This is a genomic window from Wolbachia endosymbiont (group A) of Epistrophe grossularia, from assembly GCF_947251435.1.
Taxonomy (GTDB): Bacteria; Pseudomonadota; Alphaproteobacteria; order Rickettsiales; family Anaplasmataceae; genus Wolbachia; species Wolbachia pipientis.
On record NZ_OX366363.1, the window covers coordinates 829,576 to 844,676 of the forward strand.

The following is a 15,101-nucleotide window of genomic DNA, read 5'->3' on the forward strand; positions in this document are numbered from 1 at the left end:
CGTTTGCAGCGTAAGTTAGTTGCAATTAAAAGCAGCTGAATTTCGCTTGTCAAGCGTTTAAAACATAAAAAACGCCAATATTTTAAAGCGGATAATAACCACGGGGCTTCTTTTGCCTTTTTTTTCATTTGGTAAATTTCTTAATGTTTGTGGCTGAACGACAACCGTCATCCCGCTACTTGTTAGCGGGATCTCTTGTTAGCAGCTGAGATACCGCGAATGAATCGCGGTATGACGGTTCGCGGCGGCATGACGATAAGGTTTATACCTTGTCATCCCAGTGCTTGACACTGGGATCCAGCTTTCTTTATAAATTCACCAAAAGTGCTTCATTCTATAACGCAAAACCCATACTCACCAAATCCAATGCATTACTTGCAATTAAGTTTCCTGGATCCCAGTGTCTGGGCACTGGGATGACACCATCATAAAGGAATCAGTGTCAGCTACTTTCATGACACCATTCTTTTTCCTGGATCCAAGTAGTCGAGCTACTTGGATGACAGCTAGCCTGACAACTGTCATCCCGCTACCTGTTAGCGGGATCTATGCTAAGAGATACCGCGAATGAATCGCGGTATGACGGTTTGCAACGGTATGACGGTTCGCGGCGGCATAGTAATTCGTCATCCCGCTGCTTGTTAGCGGGATCTCTTGTTAGCGGCTAAGAGATACCGCGAATGAATCGCGGTATGACGGTGTAGACGATGGTTAAGTATCCCGCTGCTTGTTAGCGCCGCGGCGGTATGACGGTTCGTGGTGGTATGACGTAGAGTGCTTAGAAGCTGTTATTTTGCTATAAATGGCTGTAATGGCATCATCTATTTTATTGCTATCACAGCCTGTTTGTGCAAGTTCAGCATTCCCACCACAGTTCTTTTTAACTGCTATGGATATTAGTTCTTTTGCGCTAATCTTATTGATTAAGTCTTTACTTACTTTAATAATCAAGACTGTTTTATCTTTTTCTGTTGCCGTAAAAGCTATTATCGTTTTTGGTTTTTGTTGCTGCAAAACAAACTCTCTTATTACATTTGCTGGAATATCAGTGAAAGTGTGGCTTATAAAATTTATTCCATTTATTTCGGTGCTTTTTATATTCTCTGCACTCACAAGCTTTTTATATAGGTTTTTTATTTTGGTTTCGGATTTTTTGTGTTCTTGACTTAAAATACTTAATCTGCTTGTTATTTCACTCACTGGCGCTTTTACGAATTCTGCAACTTTTTTTAAGTTAATTTCATTATCACGTACATAATTGATTGCTTCCTGACCAGTTAAAGCTTCAATTCTCCTCACTCCAAAAGCAACAGAACTCTCTGTTACTATCTTAAATAAACCGATTTCTCCAGTATGTTCAACGTGCGTGCCACCACACAGTTCCCTTGAATCTCCAATCTTCACTACTCTTACTTGATCGCTATATTTTTCGCCGAATAACGCCATAGCTCCTTCGTCTATTGCCTGATTCATGCTTTGAATTTTTGTAGATGCGGAAAGATTTTCTCTGATTAGAGAGTTTACCATATCTTCTACTAAGAATAGCTGATCCTGAGTAACTTGAGTGTTATGACTAAAGTCAAATCGTAACTTATCCGGTGCAACTAGGGAACCTTTTTGAGTGACATGATCACCCAAGATTTTTCTTAATACAAAGTGCAAAAGGTGTGTAGCTGAATGATTTCTTCTTAAGGTTTGCCTTCTTTCCTTGTCAATGCTTGCTGCAACTGTGTTACCTTTACAAATTGAACCGAACTTAACTATGCATCTGTGCAAATATAGGTCATTAACCTTATTGGTATTCTCGACTATAATAATACTTCTATCAGATTTGATCAGACTGCCAGTATCTCCCACTTGTCCACCTGACTCGCCATAAAAAGGTGTTTTATCAAGTATAATGGTTATCTTTTCTCCCTCCTTTGCAGAATCAATTACTTCATTTTTAGAGGAAACTATAGCTAGTATTTTCGCATCACTTACTTCATTGAACTCATAACCAACAAATTTTGTTTTGCCAAATTTATTGATCAAATCAAACCATACTTGCTCAACAGATTTTTCACCAGATCCAGCCCATTTAGCACGTGCTCTCTCTTTTTGTTCTCCCATTGCATCATCAAAACCCTTCTGGTCAAAATTTATTTTTTTCTCTTTTAAAATATCAAGTGTAATATCCAAAGGAAATCCGTAGGTGTCATATAGCTTAAACGCTGATTCTCCAGGCAAAGTATCGCCCGATTTTAAATCTGTAGTGAATTTCTCCAGGAGATTGATACCTTTCATCAAAGTGTCTTTAAAGTTTTCTTCCTCTGATTTTAACGTCGTTTCTATTAAGCTTTTAGCTCTGACTAATTCAGCTCCCATATAAGCCGAACTCGTGCTATCTATCAACACTGGAAAAATACGATGGAGTAGGGAATCATTATATCCAAGCAGGTGAATATAACGTGTGGCTCTCCTAATTAATCTGCGTAATACGTAATTCCTGCCCTCATTTCCAGGAAGCACTCCTTCTGCGATGAGAAATGCAGCCGCGCGAAGATGATCTGCTATGATCTTATGCGCTATTTTATTTTCCGTTCTTCCACAGTACTCTTGTGATTTACTTATCAGAGCAGAAAATAGATCAATATCATAGTTATCATGGACGTTTTGCATAACAGCCGCTATTCTTTCAAGGCCCATTCCAGTATCGATGCATTTTTTTGGCAATTTGTGTAAATTACCTTCTTCATCTTTGTTAAACTCCATGAATACCAGATTCCAGATTTCAACAATTCTATCGCCCTCTTGTAAATGAGGACTCCCATGGTCATAAAAAATTTCAGAACATGGACCGCACGGACCAGTGCTTCCCATACTCCAAAAGTTATCATCCGTTGTAATTCTTATGATTTTATCACTTGAAAAGCCACTTATCTTACGCCAAATCTCGTACGCCTCATCATCAGTATGGTAGACGGTTATGGATAGTCTGTTTTTATCAAGAGATAACTCCTTAGTGATAAATTCCCACGCAAATTCTATCGCAGTTTCCTTAAAGTAATCACCGAAGCTAAAATTTCCGAGCATTTCAAAAAATGTGTGATGCCGAGTTGTATAGCCAACATTTTCCAGATCATTGTGTTTACCGCCTGCTCTTAGGCACTTTTGACTTGAGACAGCACGTTTCATTTCAGTTTTTTGAGCACCAGTAAAAATATTTTTAAACTGCACCATACCAGCATTTGTGAACATGAGCGTTGGGTCATGTTCTGGAATCAAAGGAGAAGAAGAAACCTGCTCGTGGTCATTATTTACAAAAAATTTTATAAATCTTTCTCTGATTTCGTTTAGCTTCATCGTTTTTATTGAGGTTATCTATAAATAATAAGTTGTAATGGAAATAAAATCAATACCACTCTCTAGATCTCAGAACTTCTAGTGACATGCACCTTGTGGTAAGAAAAAATCAATATATTCACGATAAATTTACCTCATATCTGTGTTTTATATGTGGAAATTGGAATGGAAATTTATGTAGGCAAAGAAAAAAGAATAGCAAATGTGGTGACTCAACACTGGAATGACATAAAAGGATCAGACAGAGATTGGCCAGAAAGGCATGAAATAGACACTGCAGAAATAATGGAATCATGGCAGCATTGTTTTGTCATTGAAGTCAAGGATCAAGGTTATATTTGTGAAAATGCAGGAGAAAAGGCTGTTGAATTCTATGGTTTTGAGAAAAAGACGCGCATTGATAATAAGTATGCAATTGATGCACCATTTTTGCGACTATATAAAATAGATGCAGTTATTGATAAACTTGATACTGTAATAGAGAGTAAATGCCCGATCAATGAAGAGGAAGAAAGTGAAAGTGTTAAAATGAGGCAAGTATTGTTGCCACTTGGGAATAAAGAAGGTATAACACACATATTGGGCGTAATTACTTTTAAACTCCTTTAATATACAATTTTAATTTGATTCTTTAATAAAATTATTTATACTAATGCTTAATTACTATTAAAGAACTCAATAGTAGTGCTTGTAAATTTATTTGGAATATGAAGAAAATAAAATTAAAAACCAAATCTTCTGTGAAAAAGCGCTTTCACCTTACAGCTAAGGGTAAAGTTATTTCTACTCAGTCAGGCAAAAGGCATGGCATGGTAAAGAGAAGTAAATCTAATATTCGTAATCAGCGCGGTACAACGATTCTTGGTAAATCTGACTCGCGTATAGTTAAGCTTCATATGCCTTACGGTATTTAACAAAATGGAGGTAAAATAAAATGGCTCGGGTAAAACGTGGAGTCACTACTCACGCTCGTCATAAAAAAATATTGAAACTGGCAAAGGGTTATAGAGGGCGCGCAAAAAGTTGTTATAGAATTGCATTACAAAGAGTTGAAAAAGCACTGCAATATGCTTATAGAGACAGAAGAACCCGTAAACGTGATTTCCGTAGCTTATGGATAATACGTATTAATGCAGCAGCAAGAGAGCATGGGCTTACTTATGGTAGGTTTATGCATGGTCTTACACTTGCCGGCATTGATTTAAATAGAAAAATTCTTGCTGAGATGGCAGTTAATTATAAGGATGATTTTGCCAAATTAGTAGAAACTGTAAGTGGTAAATTAGCGGAGAATTCTTAAAGCAAAAACACCATGAGAATTATTTTCATGGGATCACCAGGATTTGCTGTTAATTCTCTGAGCTTGTTACTGAAATCAAAGAGCGAAGTGGTGACAGTATACACCAAGGCTCCAAAACCTTCGGGGCGTGGACAGAAGCCAATGAAATCTCCAGTACATGTTATCGCTGAAGAAAGTAACATAGAGGTATGTACTCCTATCTCTCTAAAGTTCTCGGCAGAGCAAGAAAAATTTAGAAATTTCAAGCCAGACGTTGCGGTTGTTGCCGCGTATGGATTGATACTTCCAAGAGAAATTTTGAATATTCCAAAATATGGTTGTATTAATATTCATCCTTCATTACTACCAAGGTGGCGTGGTGCAGCCCCGATACAGCACACAATTTTAGCAGGAGATCAAGAAACCGGGGTTAGCATTATGCAATTGGATGAAGGATTAGATTCCGGCCCTATTTTAAAACAGGAAAAATTTCTTATCGAAAAGAACGATAATTACAAGACATTGCATGATAAATTATCTAAGCTAGGCAGTGATTTACTGCTGAAAGTGCTAAACGAAATTGAAAAACAGCTTCCCTTAAAACAGAACGATAACGATGCATGTTACGCTGACAAAGTGGAAGACTATAAAATTTATGCAAGTGATGCCTGTGAAGTTGCTTATAGAAAGGTTAAAGCGTTTTACCCAAAAGCATTCATTAAGATAGAAAATAAACGTATCAGGATACTTGATGCTGACTTTGAAGCTCTCGCTTCAGAACAAGGTAAGATTGTTAACGATAATATGCACATAAGTTTAAAAGGTGGCACTTTAATTCCTAAAGTTGTACAAATGGAAGGGAGAAATCCTTGTAGTATTGAAGATTTTATTCGTGGCTTGAAATCAAGCATGGTAAAAAAATTTATAGAATAGACTGCTTTAAATTAGTGTAGAAATGTAATAGCTAAATTTCCTTTTCTTAGATATAATCTTAAAAAACTTTCCATATAAAAATGAAAATAAAAAGAGCTTTAATATCAGTATACGATAAAACGAATATAATTGATCTTGCATCGTTTTTAATGCAGCAACAAATAGAAATTCTTTCAACGGGAAATACTTATAAAACGCTATCTAGTGCAGGAATAAAAACACAAGAGGTCTCAGATTACACACAATTTCCAGAGATACTGGGTGGTAGAGTGAAAACTTTACACCCTAAAATTCATGGAGGAATACTTTGCAATAGAGAAAAACACAAAACGGAAATACAAAATCTAGGTATTGAGCCAATAGACCTGCTTATAACTAACCTATACCCATTTTGGGAGACAGTAAGTAGCGGCTCAAATGAAGAGCAAATTATAGAACAAATTGATATCGGCGGAGTGGCGTTAATTAGAGCTGCAGCAAAAAATTTTCATTTTACTCCAGTCATTTCTAGCATTCAAGACTATGAAGCACTAAAAGCTGAGATGATAAAAAATAACAATGAAACAACATTGGAATATAGAAAACATTTAGCAACAAAAGCATTTGCTCTCACTGCACACTACGATTCTAATATTCACAGTTGGTTTTTATCCCAGAGTAAAAATAATGAGTTGCCAGAGTTTTTCGCACTATATGGGCATAAAGCACAAGAATTAAGGTATGGTGAAAACCCTCATCAAAAAGCTGCATTTTATAGCAATCAATTCACCAAATATCCGCTGGAAAAAATACATGGAAAAGAGTTGAGTTATAATAATATAGTAGATATAGAGTCCGCACTTAACATAACTTCTGAATTCGAAGAGCCTGCAGCAGTGATAATAAAGCACAATAACCCATGTGGCGCTGCTGTTAGTAATAATGCTTTGGAGGCATATGAAAAGGCTCTATCATGTGATAAAGTAAGCAGTTTTGGTGGCATAGTTGCCTTAAATCGGGAGATAGACTTAAAGCTAGCAGAAAAATTAAACGAGATATTTTTGGAAGTAGTGATAGCACCATCGGTAAACAATGAGGCACTAAAAATTTTACAAAGAAAGAAAAATTTAAGAGTGATTATTCATAAATCTTTCCAACAAAATGTGAAATACCAAATTAAAAATGTTGTTGGTGGGTTTTTGGTGCAAGAAAATAATGACCACACAATAAAAGCAGAACAAGTAACAAAGTGCACTACAACAGAAAAAGAAAAGGAAGATCTTATTTTTGCCTGGAAAATATGTAAACATGTGAAATCCAACGCAATAGTTATAGCAAAAGATGGTTGTGCTATTGGCATCGGCGCAGGGCAAACAAGCAGAATAGATAGTGTGAACATTGCAGTGAAAAAAGCAGGTGAAAAATGTAAAGGTGCAGTGCTTGCTTCAGATGCATTTTTTCCATTCCCAGATAGCATAGTAGAAAGTGCAAAACATGGAATTACAGCTATAATTCAGCCCGGCGGCTCGCTGAAAGATCAAGATGTGATAAAAGCTGCAAATGAAAATAAAATTGCTATGTTTTTCACTGGCGTTCGCAGTTTTTTCCATTAGGCTTTGTGTCTTATCGTCATACCGCCGCGGTATCTCTAGATCCCGCTAACACGTAGCGGAATGACGAGGTATAAACCATCGTCATGCTGCCGCGAACCGTCATACCGCGATTCATTCGCGGTATCTCTAGATCCCGCTAGCGGGATGACAAATATACCGCCGCGGCGCTAACAAGAGATCCCGCTAACACGTAGCGGGATGACGGTTGTCAGCCAAGTAGCCCCCTATGATGTCATCCCAGCGCCCCTATGATGTCATCCCAGTGCTTGACACTGGGATGGCTTTGTTGCATCGCTAGCTATGATGGATTAAAGATAAAAAAGATAGGGAATATCAGTAGCTTATTATTCTGGTATTTATAACAAGAACGGTCAGTGAATACCTAAATTTGAGTAAAAGAAATTTCACTACCACTCACTAATCTGGCTAAAATTCAAGAATTTCAATGCTTTAGCTATTTTCAATAGAATTAAATTTATTAATATAAATAACAAATTACTATTCTTAAATTTGATCAGATTGATTGCAAAAAAACAAGATTTTCAATAGGTTGCTTATAATCCTAACTATAGTTAGCCTTTCATAAGTAGCGATGCAACAAAGCCCACTGGGATCCAGCCTTTTCATCCAAGACGGCAGCGCCTCCTTCTTCTGTCATCCCAGTGCCCCCTGTAATGTCATCCCAGTGCTTGACACTGGGATCCAGGTTGCTCACAAGCAAACTAGCATAGAAAGTGGTTACAACATTTCCGATGAGATTGCAGAAAGGCTGGATCCCAGTGTCAAGCACTGGGATGACACCCTCCTAGTAGAAACGCTTTTGTAATTGCAACATTCGTGCAATCTTTAGCCATCAACATTAAGAAATTTACCAAATAAAAAAAAAGGCAAAAGAAGCCCCGTGGTGGTTGGCTATTTACCATGTACTAAAATATCGGCGTTTTTTTTATTCTAAAACGCTTGATTAAGAGCGATTTAGCTGCTTTTAACTTGCAACTAACCTACACCGCAAGTGTTTAAGAAATTTACCAAGCAGGAAAAAAGGCAAAGAAACCCTAGGATAGCTAGTATTCAAATTCTCCCTTGTCAATTTGACGTTTTTTGCTGTCTTAAACGCTTTGTAAGCGCGTTTCGGCTTATATAGGTAAAAACCTAAAAATTTTTAAAGACATGCGATGCACGTAGTGCGAAAAATTAAACATGAGACGCCAAATACCCTAAGTTTTTTGTCATTAACCTGCACAGATTGCGAAGATAAATAAATAGCTTCAGTTTCATGATAAGAGGGCTGGCGGAGTTTGTCAAGTAAGTTTTTTCGTTTCTGTGACCAGTTGGACTTAAAGTCTACACAAAAAACGTTTACAACCAACGTTCAACATGGTAAATTAAAAACGGTTTATTCCTCGGTAGCTCAGTGGTAGAGCAGTTGGCTGTTAACCAATTGGTCGCTGGTTCGAATCCGGCCCGGGGAGCTCTTCTCTGTTAAATTCTAGTGTTAATCTTATATGAGCATTAAATCAGTGGTTTTATGTATACTAGATGGCTGGGGAAATGGAATAGAGAATAATAAATACAACGCTATCAGCAACGCAAATCCACCCTGTTGGCAATATATTAGCTCTAATTATCCAAAATGCAGTTTATCCGCCTGTGGAGCTGATGTGGGGTTACCTGGTGGTCAAATAGGTAATTCAGAAGTTGGCCATATGAATATTGGCAGTGGTAGAGTAGTAATGCAAAGCCTTCAGCGCATTAATCAAGAGATTGGAACAATAGAAAACAATGTAAATCTACAAAGTTTTATTAATGATCTAAAAAGTAAGAACGGAGTATGCCATATAATGGGATTGGTGTCCGATGGTGGTGTTCATTCGCATCAAAAGCATATTTCAACTTTAGCAAATAAAATATCACAGCATGGAATAAAAGTGGTGATACATGCATTTTTAGATGGCAGAGACACATTGCCGAATTCAGGAAAAAAATGCATTCAAGAATTTATAAAGAGTATAAAGGGAAATGACACAAGAATTGCTACTGTTTCTGGGCGTTACTATGCTATGGACCGTGATAACAGGTGGGAGAGAACAATTGAGGCTTATGAGGCTATCGCATTTGCAAAGGCACCTCGTCATGATAATGCAGTATCGTTGATTGATGAAAATTATCAGAATAACATAACTGATGAGTTTATCAGGCCTGCAGTAATAGGTGACTATCAAGGTATAAAACCAGAAGATGGAGTGCTGTTGGCTAACTTTCGTGCTGATCGAATGATACAATTAGCAAGTATTTTGCTTGGCAAAACAGATTACGCTAAGGTAGCAAAATTCTCTTCAATTTTAAGTATGATGAAGTATAAAGAAGATCTCAAAACTCCTTATATTTTTCCTCCTACTTCTTTCGCTGATACTCTAGGACAAACAATAGAAGACAATAAATTACGACAATTACGTATCGCCGAAACCGAGAAATACGCTCATGTGACTTTCTTTTTCAATTGTGGAAAAGAAGAACCTTTCTCTGGTGAAGAAAGAATACTCATTCCCTCACCAAAAGTTCAAACTTACGATTTGCAGCCCGAAATGTCAGCCTTCGAGCTCACAGAAAAGCTTGTAGAAAAAATTCACTCCCAAGAATTCGCACTGATAGTTGTAAATTACGCTAATCCTGATATGGTAGGGCATACAGGTAATATAAAAGCAGCCGAGAAAGCTGTGCTAGCTGTAGATGATTGTCTTGCGAAAGTGCTGAGTGCTGTTAAAAAGTCAAGCAACACCGCATTAATTGTCACTGCAGACCACGGTAATGTGGAATGTATGTTCGATGAAGAAAATAATACACCTCATACAGCACACACTCTAAATAAAGTGCCATTTATTGTGTCTTGCGATAATCTAAAACTAAGAGACGGAAGGTTATCTGACATCGCCCCTACTATTTTACAGCTACTTGGAATTAAGAAACCTGATGAAATGACAGGCAGTTCATTGATTTCTTGCATTACCCTCTGTCATTCCAGCTAGGCAGCGTTATGCACCGGAATGACATCAAATAGATGTGTTTTAACTTAATCCAACTTTTAAATTTTTCGCTGTTAGTACTAATGATTCATTAAAGAAGCTGTCAATATCACCAATACTATCTATATTTTTTGTACTGATAGATTGGTCAATTCTTTTGACCAAATTAGATAAAACTTTATTAGGGCCAATTTCAACAAATTTGTTAATGCCACGGCTTGACATATACAAAACCATTTCTCTCCATTTCACTCTGCTTACAACTTGCTTGGCGAGTAAAGTTTTTATAACTTTGGGATCACTCTCCTCTTTAGCTGTAACATTTGATATCAAAGGAACTATAGGACGGGTTATTTTAATACCCTTCAAAAACTCCAAAACTTTTTCATCAGCAGGTTTCATAAGAGATGAATGAAAAGGCCCACTAACCTGTAATTTAATTAGTTTCCTCACACTCGAGTTTTTGAATAAATCGGGTAACATTTCAAGAGCTTCTCTAGTGCCACTTATAACCACTTGTCCGCCACCGTTATCGTTTGCAATTTCACAAATTCCGTCAATTTGAACTGATTTCAATATATCTTCCACTTCATTTATCTCTGCTCCAAGCAACGCAACCATTCCGCCTTTACATTTCAGTGAAGCTTCATGCATTGCTTCGCTGCGAACTTTCAGCAGCTTGATTGCAGACTCAAGCGTTAACGCTCCTGCAGCACACAGCGCTGTATATTCGCCAACTGAATGCCCACAAACATATTTAACATTGTGATCAGTGAAAAGAGATTTGCCAAACACATGCTCCATAACACGTAGCATTGCAATTGATACTGCCATTATAGCTGGCTGAGCGTTTTCTGTAATGGTTAATTCTTCAATAGGACCGTTGAAGATTAAATGAGACAGCTTTCTATCCAATATGCTATCTACTTCATTAAATACTTGTCTTGCAACGGAAAACTCACTATATAAGCTCTTTCCCATTCCTACAAACTGAGAGCCCTGACCAGGGAAAGCGAAAATCATGATAATTATTACTTATTCCTTATTAAGTATAAGATTTTATTTATTTTTTGTCAATATTTTAGAATAATGATTGACTTAGTGAATTAAGTTCACTAGAATGTTAACTGACTAAAAGTTTATAAACAACAATGAATTATCATAAAATTATTATAGTTATGACAGACGGTCAAGAGTTTGAAACTCGTTCCACTTATGGAAAGGAGGGAGATAGGGTAAAACTTGATAGAGATCCTCTTACTCACCCTGCATGGACTGGAAGTTTGACAAGCGGGTTAGCAAGTAAAACTAGCAAATTAGCTAAGTTTAACGATAAATATGGAAGCATTTTCTAATTCTCCTCCTCTTTAAGTTTTAGAGAGTTTACTGAAGCATGCATAAATACAAAAATATAGGCTATGTTGCTTCTCCATCACCAAAATCGCAGGAAGTATCTAAACTATTAAAGAAACTTAATTTTATCAATATAACAGAAGAAAATAAGTCCGAAATCGATCTATTGATAGTTGTTGGCGGTGATGGCTTTATGCTACGCACTTTGCACAATTACGTCATAGAAAATAAAAACATGCATGTGTATGGGATAAACACTGGCAATGTTGGGTTTTTGATGAATAAATGCTTTAGCTGCAGTGAAGATTTAATTGATCATATAGAGCATGCAACTTCAACTCAGTTAACTTTGCTAAAAATGGAAGCAACAGACACAAGTGGCAAGAGATATCATTACATAGCAGTAAACGAAGTATACGTTTTTAGAAAAGCGAACCAAATAGTAGAGATGAATATTACTATTAATGATAAGCTAAAAGTAGAAAAATTTAGAGGGGACGGAGTAATATTATCTACCCCCACAGGCAGCACTGCATACAACTTCTCTGCCGGTGGCCCAATCTTGCCGCTAAATTCAAATTTACTTGCACTCACTTCTATCAATAGCTATTACCCAAGGCATTGGAATGGAGCGTTAATATCAAACGATACAATCGTACAAATTGACATTAACGACACAAAAAACCGTCCAGCACTTGTAGTATCAGATTACAAGGAGTTTCATAATATATCACAGATAAAAATACAAAAAGACCACGAAAACACAATAACTTTGCTTTTTGACAAAGATTACCCTCTGAATGAAAGAATCTTTGATAGACAATTTCTATACTAATAATTATCCGTAAATTGGTATTTACTATATCTTAATAACTATAGCGTAATCAATGCAGCATAGTAATTAATTTTGGAGTGAATATGCCTGGACCAGTAAATGAAGAACAAACAGTAACATTAATTTCTTCCACATCAATAAGTGAAGATGGCGAGATAACACCAGGAATTTTACCAATACCAGCACTTAGGACAAGTACTCCGAAAAAAAATGATGAAAATACAGCTTTAGAAGCTTTGTTAGAGGAAGAATTTAAAGAGAAAAAAAACAGCAATGCTAATTCAAGAGATCCGTTAACTCTTGAGACTCAAGTATCACCTCCTTCCCTAGAAGAAACAAAAGGTGAAGAAACTCATGTTGACGTGCCACAAAATTCAACTCTAAGCAGATCCCCTTCTCAAGAGACAGTATTTGATGATCCTGATGATCTTGATAAAACATTAACACGGTTAAGCAGAGAATCAAGTAACAAACTTAGCAATGTACCTTCAACTTCTCCACCATCATATAAGACAGATGACTCTGAAGAGTCTTTGTCACTAAATTCTGATGTAGGTGGCACAACAAATAAAAAAACAAACAGATTCTTGCCAAGAGCAAAGTATTCCATGCAGCAGAAGGGCTTTATAATTTTTACTGCAAGTGCTATTATACTCAGTATATCTGCAGCTTTATTATATTTACAAGATAAAGCAAAATTTATTGCATTTTTTACAAACAGCCCAAAATATATCACTATACCAGTTATCGCACTTGCTGCATTGCTTGCAATTGGTCCAATATTTTTTGCAACAAGGCAATTTATAGATACTGAAGAACATTCCATTCAAAAAAAAGATGCGGATAAAATTTTAGCTGAGGTGTTGGAGCACCAGCCAAAAGATAAAGCTATAAAATCTGTAAGACTGGAATATAGCAATGGCACTCATTCAAATTTTGTACTTAATGCTTGGGAAGCTAAACAAGGCTTCACTAACATTGACGAAAAAGTAATTACTAGAACTAATAAAATAAAATCAGTAATTAACGACAGACCAATATTTACTGCATTATTTACTGGTGTAGTTGCTGCAAATATAGCGTTTCCTCTAGGGCTACTTGCAACACATGGTGTTAATGGTGTACAAAAATTTTACCAAAACCCTTTGACTAATAACATAGGATTATCATTACTTATAGGTTCTGGTATACTTGCATTATCAATTATATGTCTTGGCGTGCATTATTATAGAAAAACAAATTGCACTAACCTTATATATTCTGAAGAAGAGATTGATCCTAAAGATGTTAATGGGAAATTCATTGAGGAAATAAAACGAGAAAGAACAAATGTTCTTGGGGAAAATCACAGTAAAGACGCTAAACGCAGCAGCTTAACGCTTGAGCAAGTTGTGGTTCAATCTCATAATTGTAAGGATATTGTTTATAGTGTCGGTTAATAAAATGCATGATATAGCTAGTGCAGCCCTACGTCATACCGCTGCAGACCGTCATACCGCGATTCATTCGCGGTATCTCTAGATCCCGCTAACACGTAGCGGGATGACGATTGTCAGGGTAGCACCTCCCTCCCCTGTCATCCAAGTAGCTGACTGACCTTACCCAGAAAAAGTGGAGAGAAAGTTTGGAATGTTTTTCACAAAGAGAATGATGAATCAAAATGCTCAGGAATGCAATAGTTAATAGTGACGTTGTTTGTTATAAAAAATTTCTATATATTCAAATATAGCAGTTTTGATATGCTGTTTAGAGTGCCGAGAGGTGTCTATTGGTAACTCCCTTTTTAGAGAACTGAAGAAGCTTTCCACAACAGAATTGTCGTAACAACAACCTTTATGATTCATTTATGTTTTTTATGGATAAGAGATATTGATAACCTTGCAAAGTATATTGTGAACCTTGGTCACTGTGCAGCAGTAGATTTTTAACAGGTTTACGCCTATTAATGGCCATTAATAAAGAGTTCATAACCAATTGTTTATTTATTGCACTACTCATTAACTACCATACGTGAGAATTATTGCTGCCAAATATAGCCATCCCTCCTTGGTTTTGATGTAAGTAATCCCATACTTTATTTGGTTGATCAACAATAAAGTTTTGATCTAGTATATTGGGAGCTACAGCTCTATTATCTGTTTGTTGTTTTTTAATTTTAAACTTTCTTCTCAGTATAGCCCTGATGTCATTTTTCTGCATAATACTTTGCACCGTTTTCAAATTGCAACTTTTACCCAAAGCCTTCAATTCAGCATGAATTTTAGGAGCTCCATATCTACATTTAGAAACTTGATATATTTTTTGAATAGCTTCGAGTAGCTCTTTATTTGCTGATTCTCTACTGCTTATTTTTCTTGTGGTCCACTTATAGTAGCCACTAGCAGAAAATCCTACATAATTCCTGTACTTTATAGCAGTTACTATATAAAAAAATATTTTACTCTTTTTGACTGGCCAGGGCTTTTTTTTAAATGTCTCTTTCCCTTGTTACTCTTGCTTTGTAAATCAAACCTCTCTTTGTCGTAAGGAGCCATGTTACCTCTACCTGGAAATGCATCTGCTGCCGACTTTTTTTCGTTGTGTTTCTTTATCCATTTTCCTAATAAACCACCCTTTATTCCTAAATCCTTTGCTGTTTTTGTAATTGTTTGACCTGCCTTTCTTTGTTCATTTGCCAGTTTAACAGCTTCCAATTTGAATTCTGCTGTATATTCTCTTACCATTTCTAATCCTCCAAAATT

The 15,101-nt window shown here is 36.5% G+C and carries 13 protein-coding genes, 1 tRNA gene and 1 pseudogene; 10 read left to right on the forward strand and 5 right to left on the reverse strand.

What is annotated here, in order from left to right; translation table 11 throughout:
- Positions 1-381: 381 nt before the first annotated feature.
- Together OPR28_RS03950 and alaS are read right to left on the reverse strand one after the other, a co-directional pair.
- Complete coding sequence (locus OPR28_RS03950) at positions 382-525, reverse strand: hypothetical protein (RefSeq protein WP_153801319.1); 144 nt, start codon at positions 523-525, stop codon at positions 382-384.
- A 186-nt stretch (positions 526-711) separates the two neighbouring features.
- On the reverse strand, positions 712-3,345 hold the full coding sequence (gene alaS, locus OPR28_RS03955) for an alanine--tRNA ligase (RefSeq protein WP_265023551.1): 2,634 nt from the start codon (positions 3,343-3,345) through the stop codon (positions 712-714).
- A 165-nt stretch (positions 3,346-3,510) separates the two neighbouring features.
- On the opposite strand from alaS, the gene OPR28_RS03960 reads away from it, so the two are divergent.
- From OPR28_RS03960 to purH, 5 genes are all read left to right on the forward strand, one after another.
- Entirely contained in the window at positions 3,511-3,954 is a 444-nt protein-coding gene (locus OPR28_RS03960) for a PAS domain-containing protein (RefSeq protein ID WP_010962890.1), read from the forward strand.
- Positions 3,955-4,052: 98 nt separating this feature from the next.
- Complete coding sequence (gene rpmI, locus OPR28_RS03965) at positions 4,053-4,259, forward strand: 50S ribosomal protein L35 (protein ID WP_007548610.1); 207 nt, start codon at positions 4,053-4,055, stop codon at positions 4,257-4,259.
- A 20-nt stretch (positions 4,260-4,279) separates the two neighbouring features.
- Entirely contained in the window at positions 4,280-4,645 is a 366-nt protein-coding gene (gene rplT / locus OPR28_RS03970; protein ID WP_006279340.1) for a 50S ribosomal protein L20, read from the forward strand.
- A gap of 12 nt (positions 4,646-4,657) precedes the next feature.
- Positions 4,658-5,557, forward strand: a complete 900-nt coding sequence (gene fmt / locus OPR28_RS03975) for a methionyl-tRNA formyltransferase (RefSeq protein WP_077188399.1) — start codon at positions 4,658-4,660, stop codon at positions 5,555-5,557.
- 80 nt (positions 5,558-5,637) lie between these two features.
- Positions 5,638-7,149: a bifunctional phosphoribosylaminoimidazolecarboxamide formyltransferase/IMP cyclohydrolase gene (gene purH, locus OPR28_RS03980; RefSeq protein WP_265023552.1), complete on the forward strand. Its 1,512-nt coding sequence runs from the start codon at positions 5,638-5,640 to the stop codon at positions 7,147-7,149.
- 580 nt (positions 7,150-7,729) lie between these two features.
- Here the strand turns inward: purH and OPR28_RS03985 are convergent.
- Positions 7,730-7,939, reverse strand: coding sequence for a hypothetical protein (locus OPR28_RS03985; protein ID WP_265023553.1), 210 nt, complete (start codon positions 7,937-7,939; stop codon positions 7,730-7,732).
- A 610-nt stretch (positions 7,940-8,549) separates the two neighbouring features.
- Here OPR28_RS03985 and OPR28_RS03990 point away from each other — a divergent pair.
- A tRNA-Asn gene (locus tag OPR28_RS03990) sits at positions 8,550-8,621 on the forward strand.
- 33 nt (positions 8,622-8,654) lie between these two features.
- On the forward strand, positions 8,655-10,175 hold the full coding sequence (gpmI, locus tag OPR28_RS03995; RefSeq protein ID WP_265023554.1) for a 2,3-bisphosphoglycerate-independent phosphoglycerate mutase: 1,521 nt from the start codon (positions 8,655-8,657) through the stop codon (positions 10,173-10,175).
- Positions 10,176-10,214: 39 nt separating this feature from the next.
- On the opposite strand, the gene fabD is transcribed toward gpmI, so the two are convergent.
- On the reverse strand, positions 10,215-11,195 hold the full coding sequence (gene fabD / locus OPR28_RS04000; RefSeq protein WP_155969147.1) for an ACP S-malonyltransferase: 981 nt from the start codon (positions 11,193-11,195) through the stop codon (positions 10,215-10,217).
- 128 nt (positions 11,196-11,323) lie between these two features.
- Here fabD and rpmE point away from each other — a divergent pair, with 128 nt between their 5' ends.
- The 3 genes from rpmE (at position 11,324) to OPR28_RS04015 (ending at position 13,799) form a co-directional block, all read left to right on the forward strand.
- A complete protein-coding gene (rpmE, locus tag OPR28_RS04005) occupies positions 11,324-11,527 on the forward strand; it encodes a 50S ribosomal protein L31 (RefSeq protein ID WP_007548602.1) in 204 nt (67 codons plus the stop codon).
- A 38-nt stretch (positions 11,528-11,565) separates the two neighbouring features.
- Positions 11,566-12,360 (forward strand): NAD kinase, encoded by a 795-nt coding sequence (locus OPR28_RS04010; protein ID WP_070356930.1) that lies wholly within the window; start codon positions 11,566-11,568, stop codon positions 12,358-12,360.
- 83 nt (positions 12,361-12,443) lie between these two features.
- On the forward strand, positions 12,444-13,799 hold the full coding sequence (locus OPR28_RS04015; RefSeq protein ID WP_070356931.1) for a hypothetical protein: 1,356 nt from the start codon (positions 12,444-12,446) through the stop codon (positions 13,797-13,799).
- Positions 13,800-13,996: 197 nt separating this feature from the next.
- On the opposite strand, the pseudogene OPR28_RS07135 reads toward OPR28_RS04015, so the two are convergent.
- Positions 13,997-15,083, reverse strand: a pseudogene (locus OPR28_RS07135) (IS3 family transposase).
- Between the last annotated feature and the right edge of the window lie 18 nt (positions 15,084-15,101).

Bases quoted from the DNA above. Each gene is read 5' to 3' on its own strand.
- OPR28_RS03950 (WP_153801319.1), bottom strand. From the start codon at position 525: ATGACAGTTGTCAGGCTAGCTGTCATCCAAGTAGCTCGACTACTTGGA.
- alaS (WP_265023551.1), bottom strand. From the start codon at position 3,345: ATGAAGCTAAACGAAATCAGAGAAAGATTTATAAAATTTTTTGTAAAT.
- OPR28_RS03960 (WP_010962890.1), top strand. From the start codon at position 3,511: ATGGAAATTTATGTAGGCAAAGAAAAAAGAATAGCAAATGTGGTGACT.
- rpmI (WP_007548610.1), top strand. From the start codon at position 4,053: ATGAAGAAAATAAAATTAAAAACCAAATCTTCTGTGAAAAAGCGCTTT.
- rplT (WP_006279340.1), top strand. From the start codon at position 4,280: ATGGCTCGGGTAAAACGTGGAGTCACTACTCACGCTCGTCATAAAAAA.
- fmt (WP_077188399.1), top strand. From the start codon at position 4,658: ATGAGAATTATTTTCATGGGATCACCAGGATTTGCTGTTAATTCTCTG.
- purH (WP_265023552.1), top strand. From the start codon at position 5,638: ATGAAAATAAAAAGAGCTTTAATATCAGTATACGATAAAACGAATATA.
- gpmI (WP_265023554.1), top strand. From the start codon at position 8,655: ATGAGCATTAAATCAGTGGTTTTATGTATACTAGATGGCTGGGGAAAT.
- fabD (WP_155969147.1), bottom strand. From the start codon at position 11,195: ATGATTTTCGCTTTCCCTGGTCAGGGCTCTCAGTTTGTAGGAATGGGA.
- rpmE (WP_007548602.1), top strand. From the start codon at position 11,324: ATGAATTATCATAAAATTATTATAGTTATGACAGACGGTCAAGAGTTT.
- OPR28_RS04010 (WP_070356930.1), top strand. From the start codon at position 11,566: ATGCATAAATACAAAAATATAGGCTATGTTGCTTCTCCATCACCAAAA.
- OPR28_RS04015 (WP_070356931.1), top strand. From the start codon at position 12,444: ATGCCTGGACCAGTAAATGAAGAACAAACAGTAACATTAATTTCTTCC.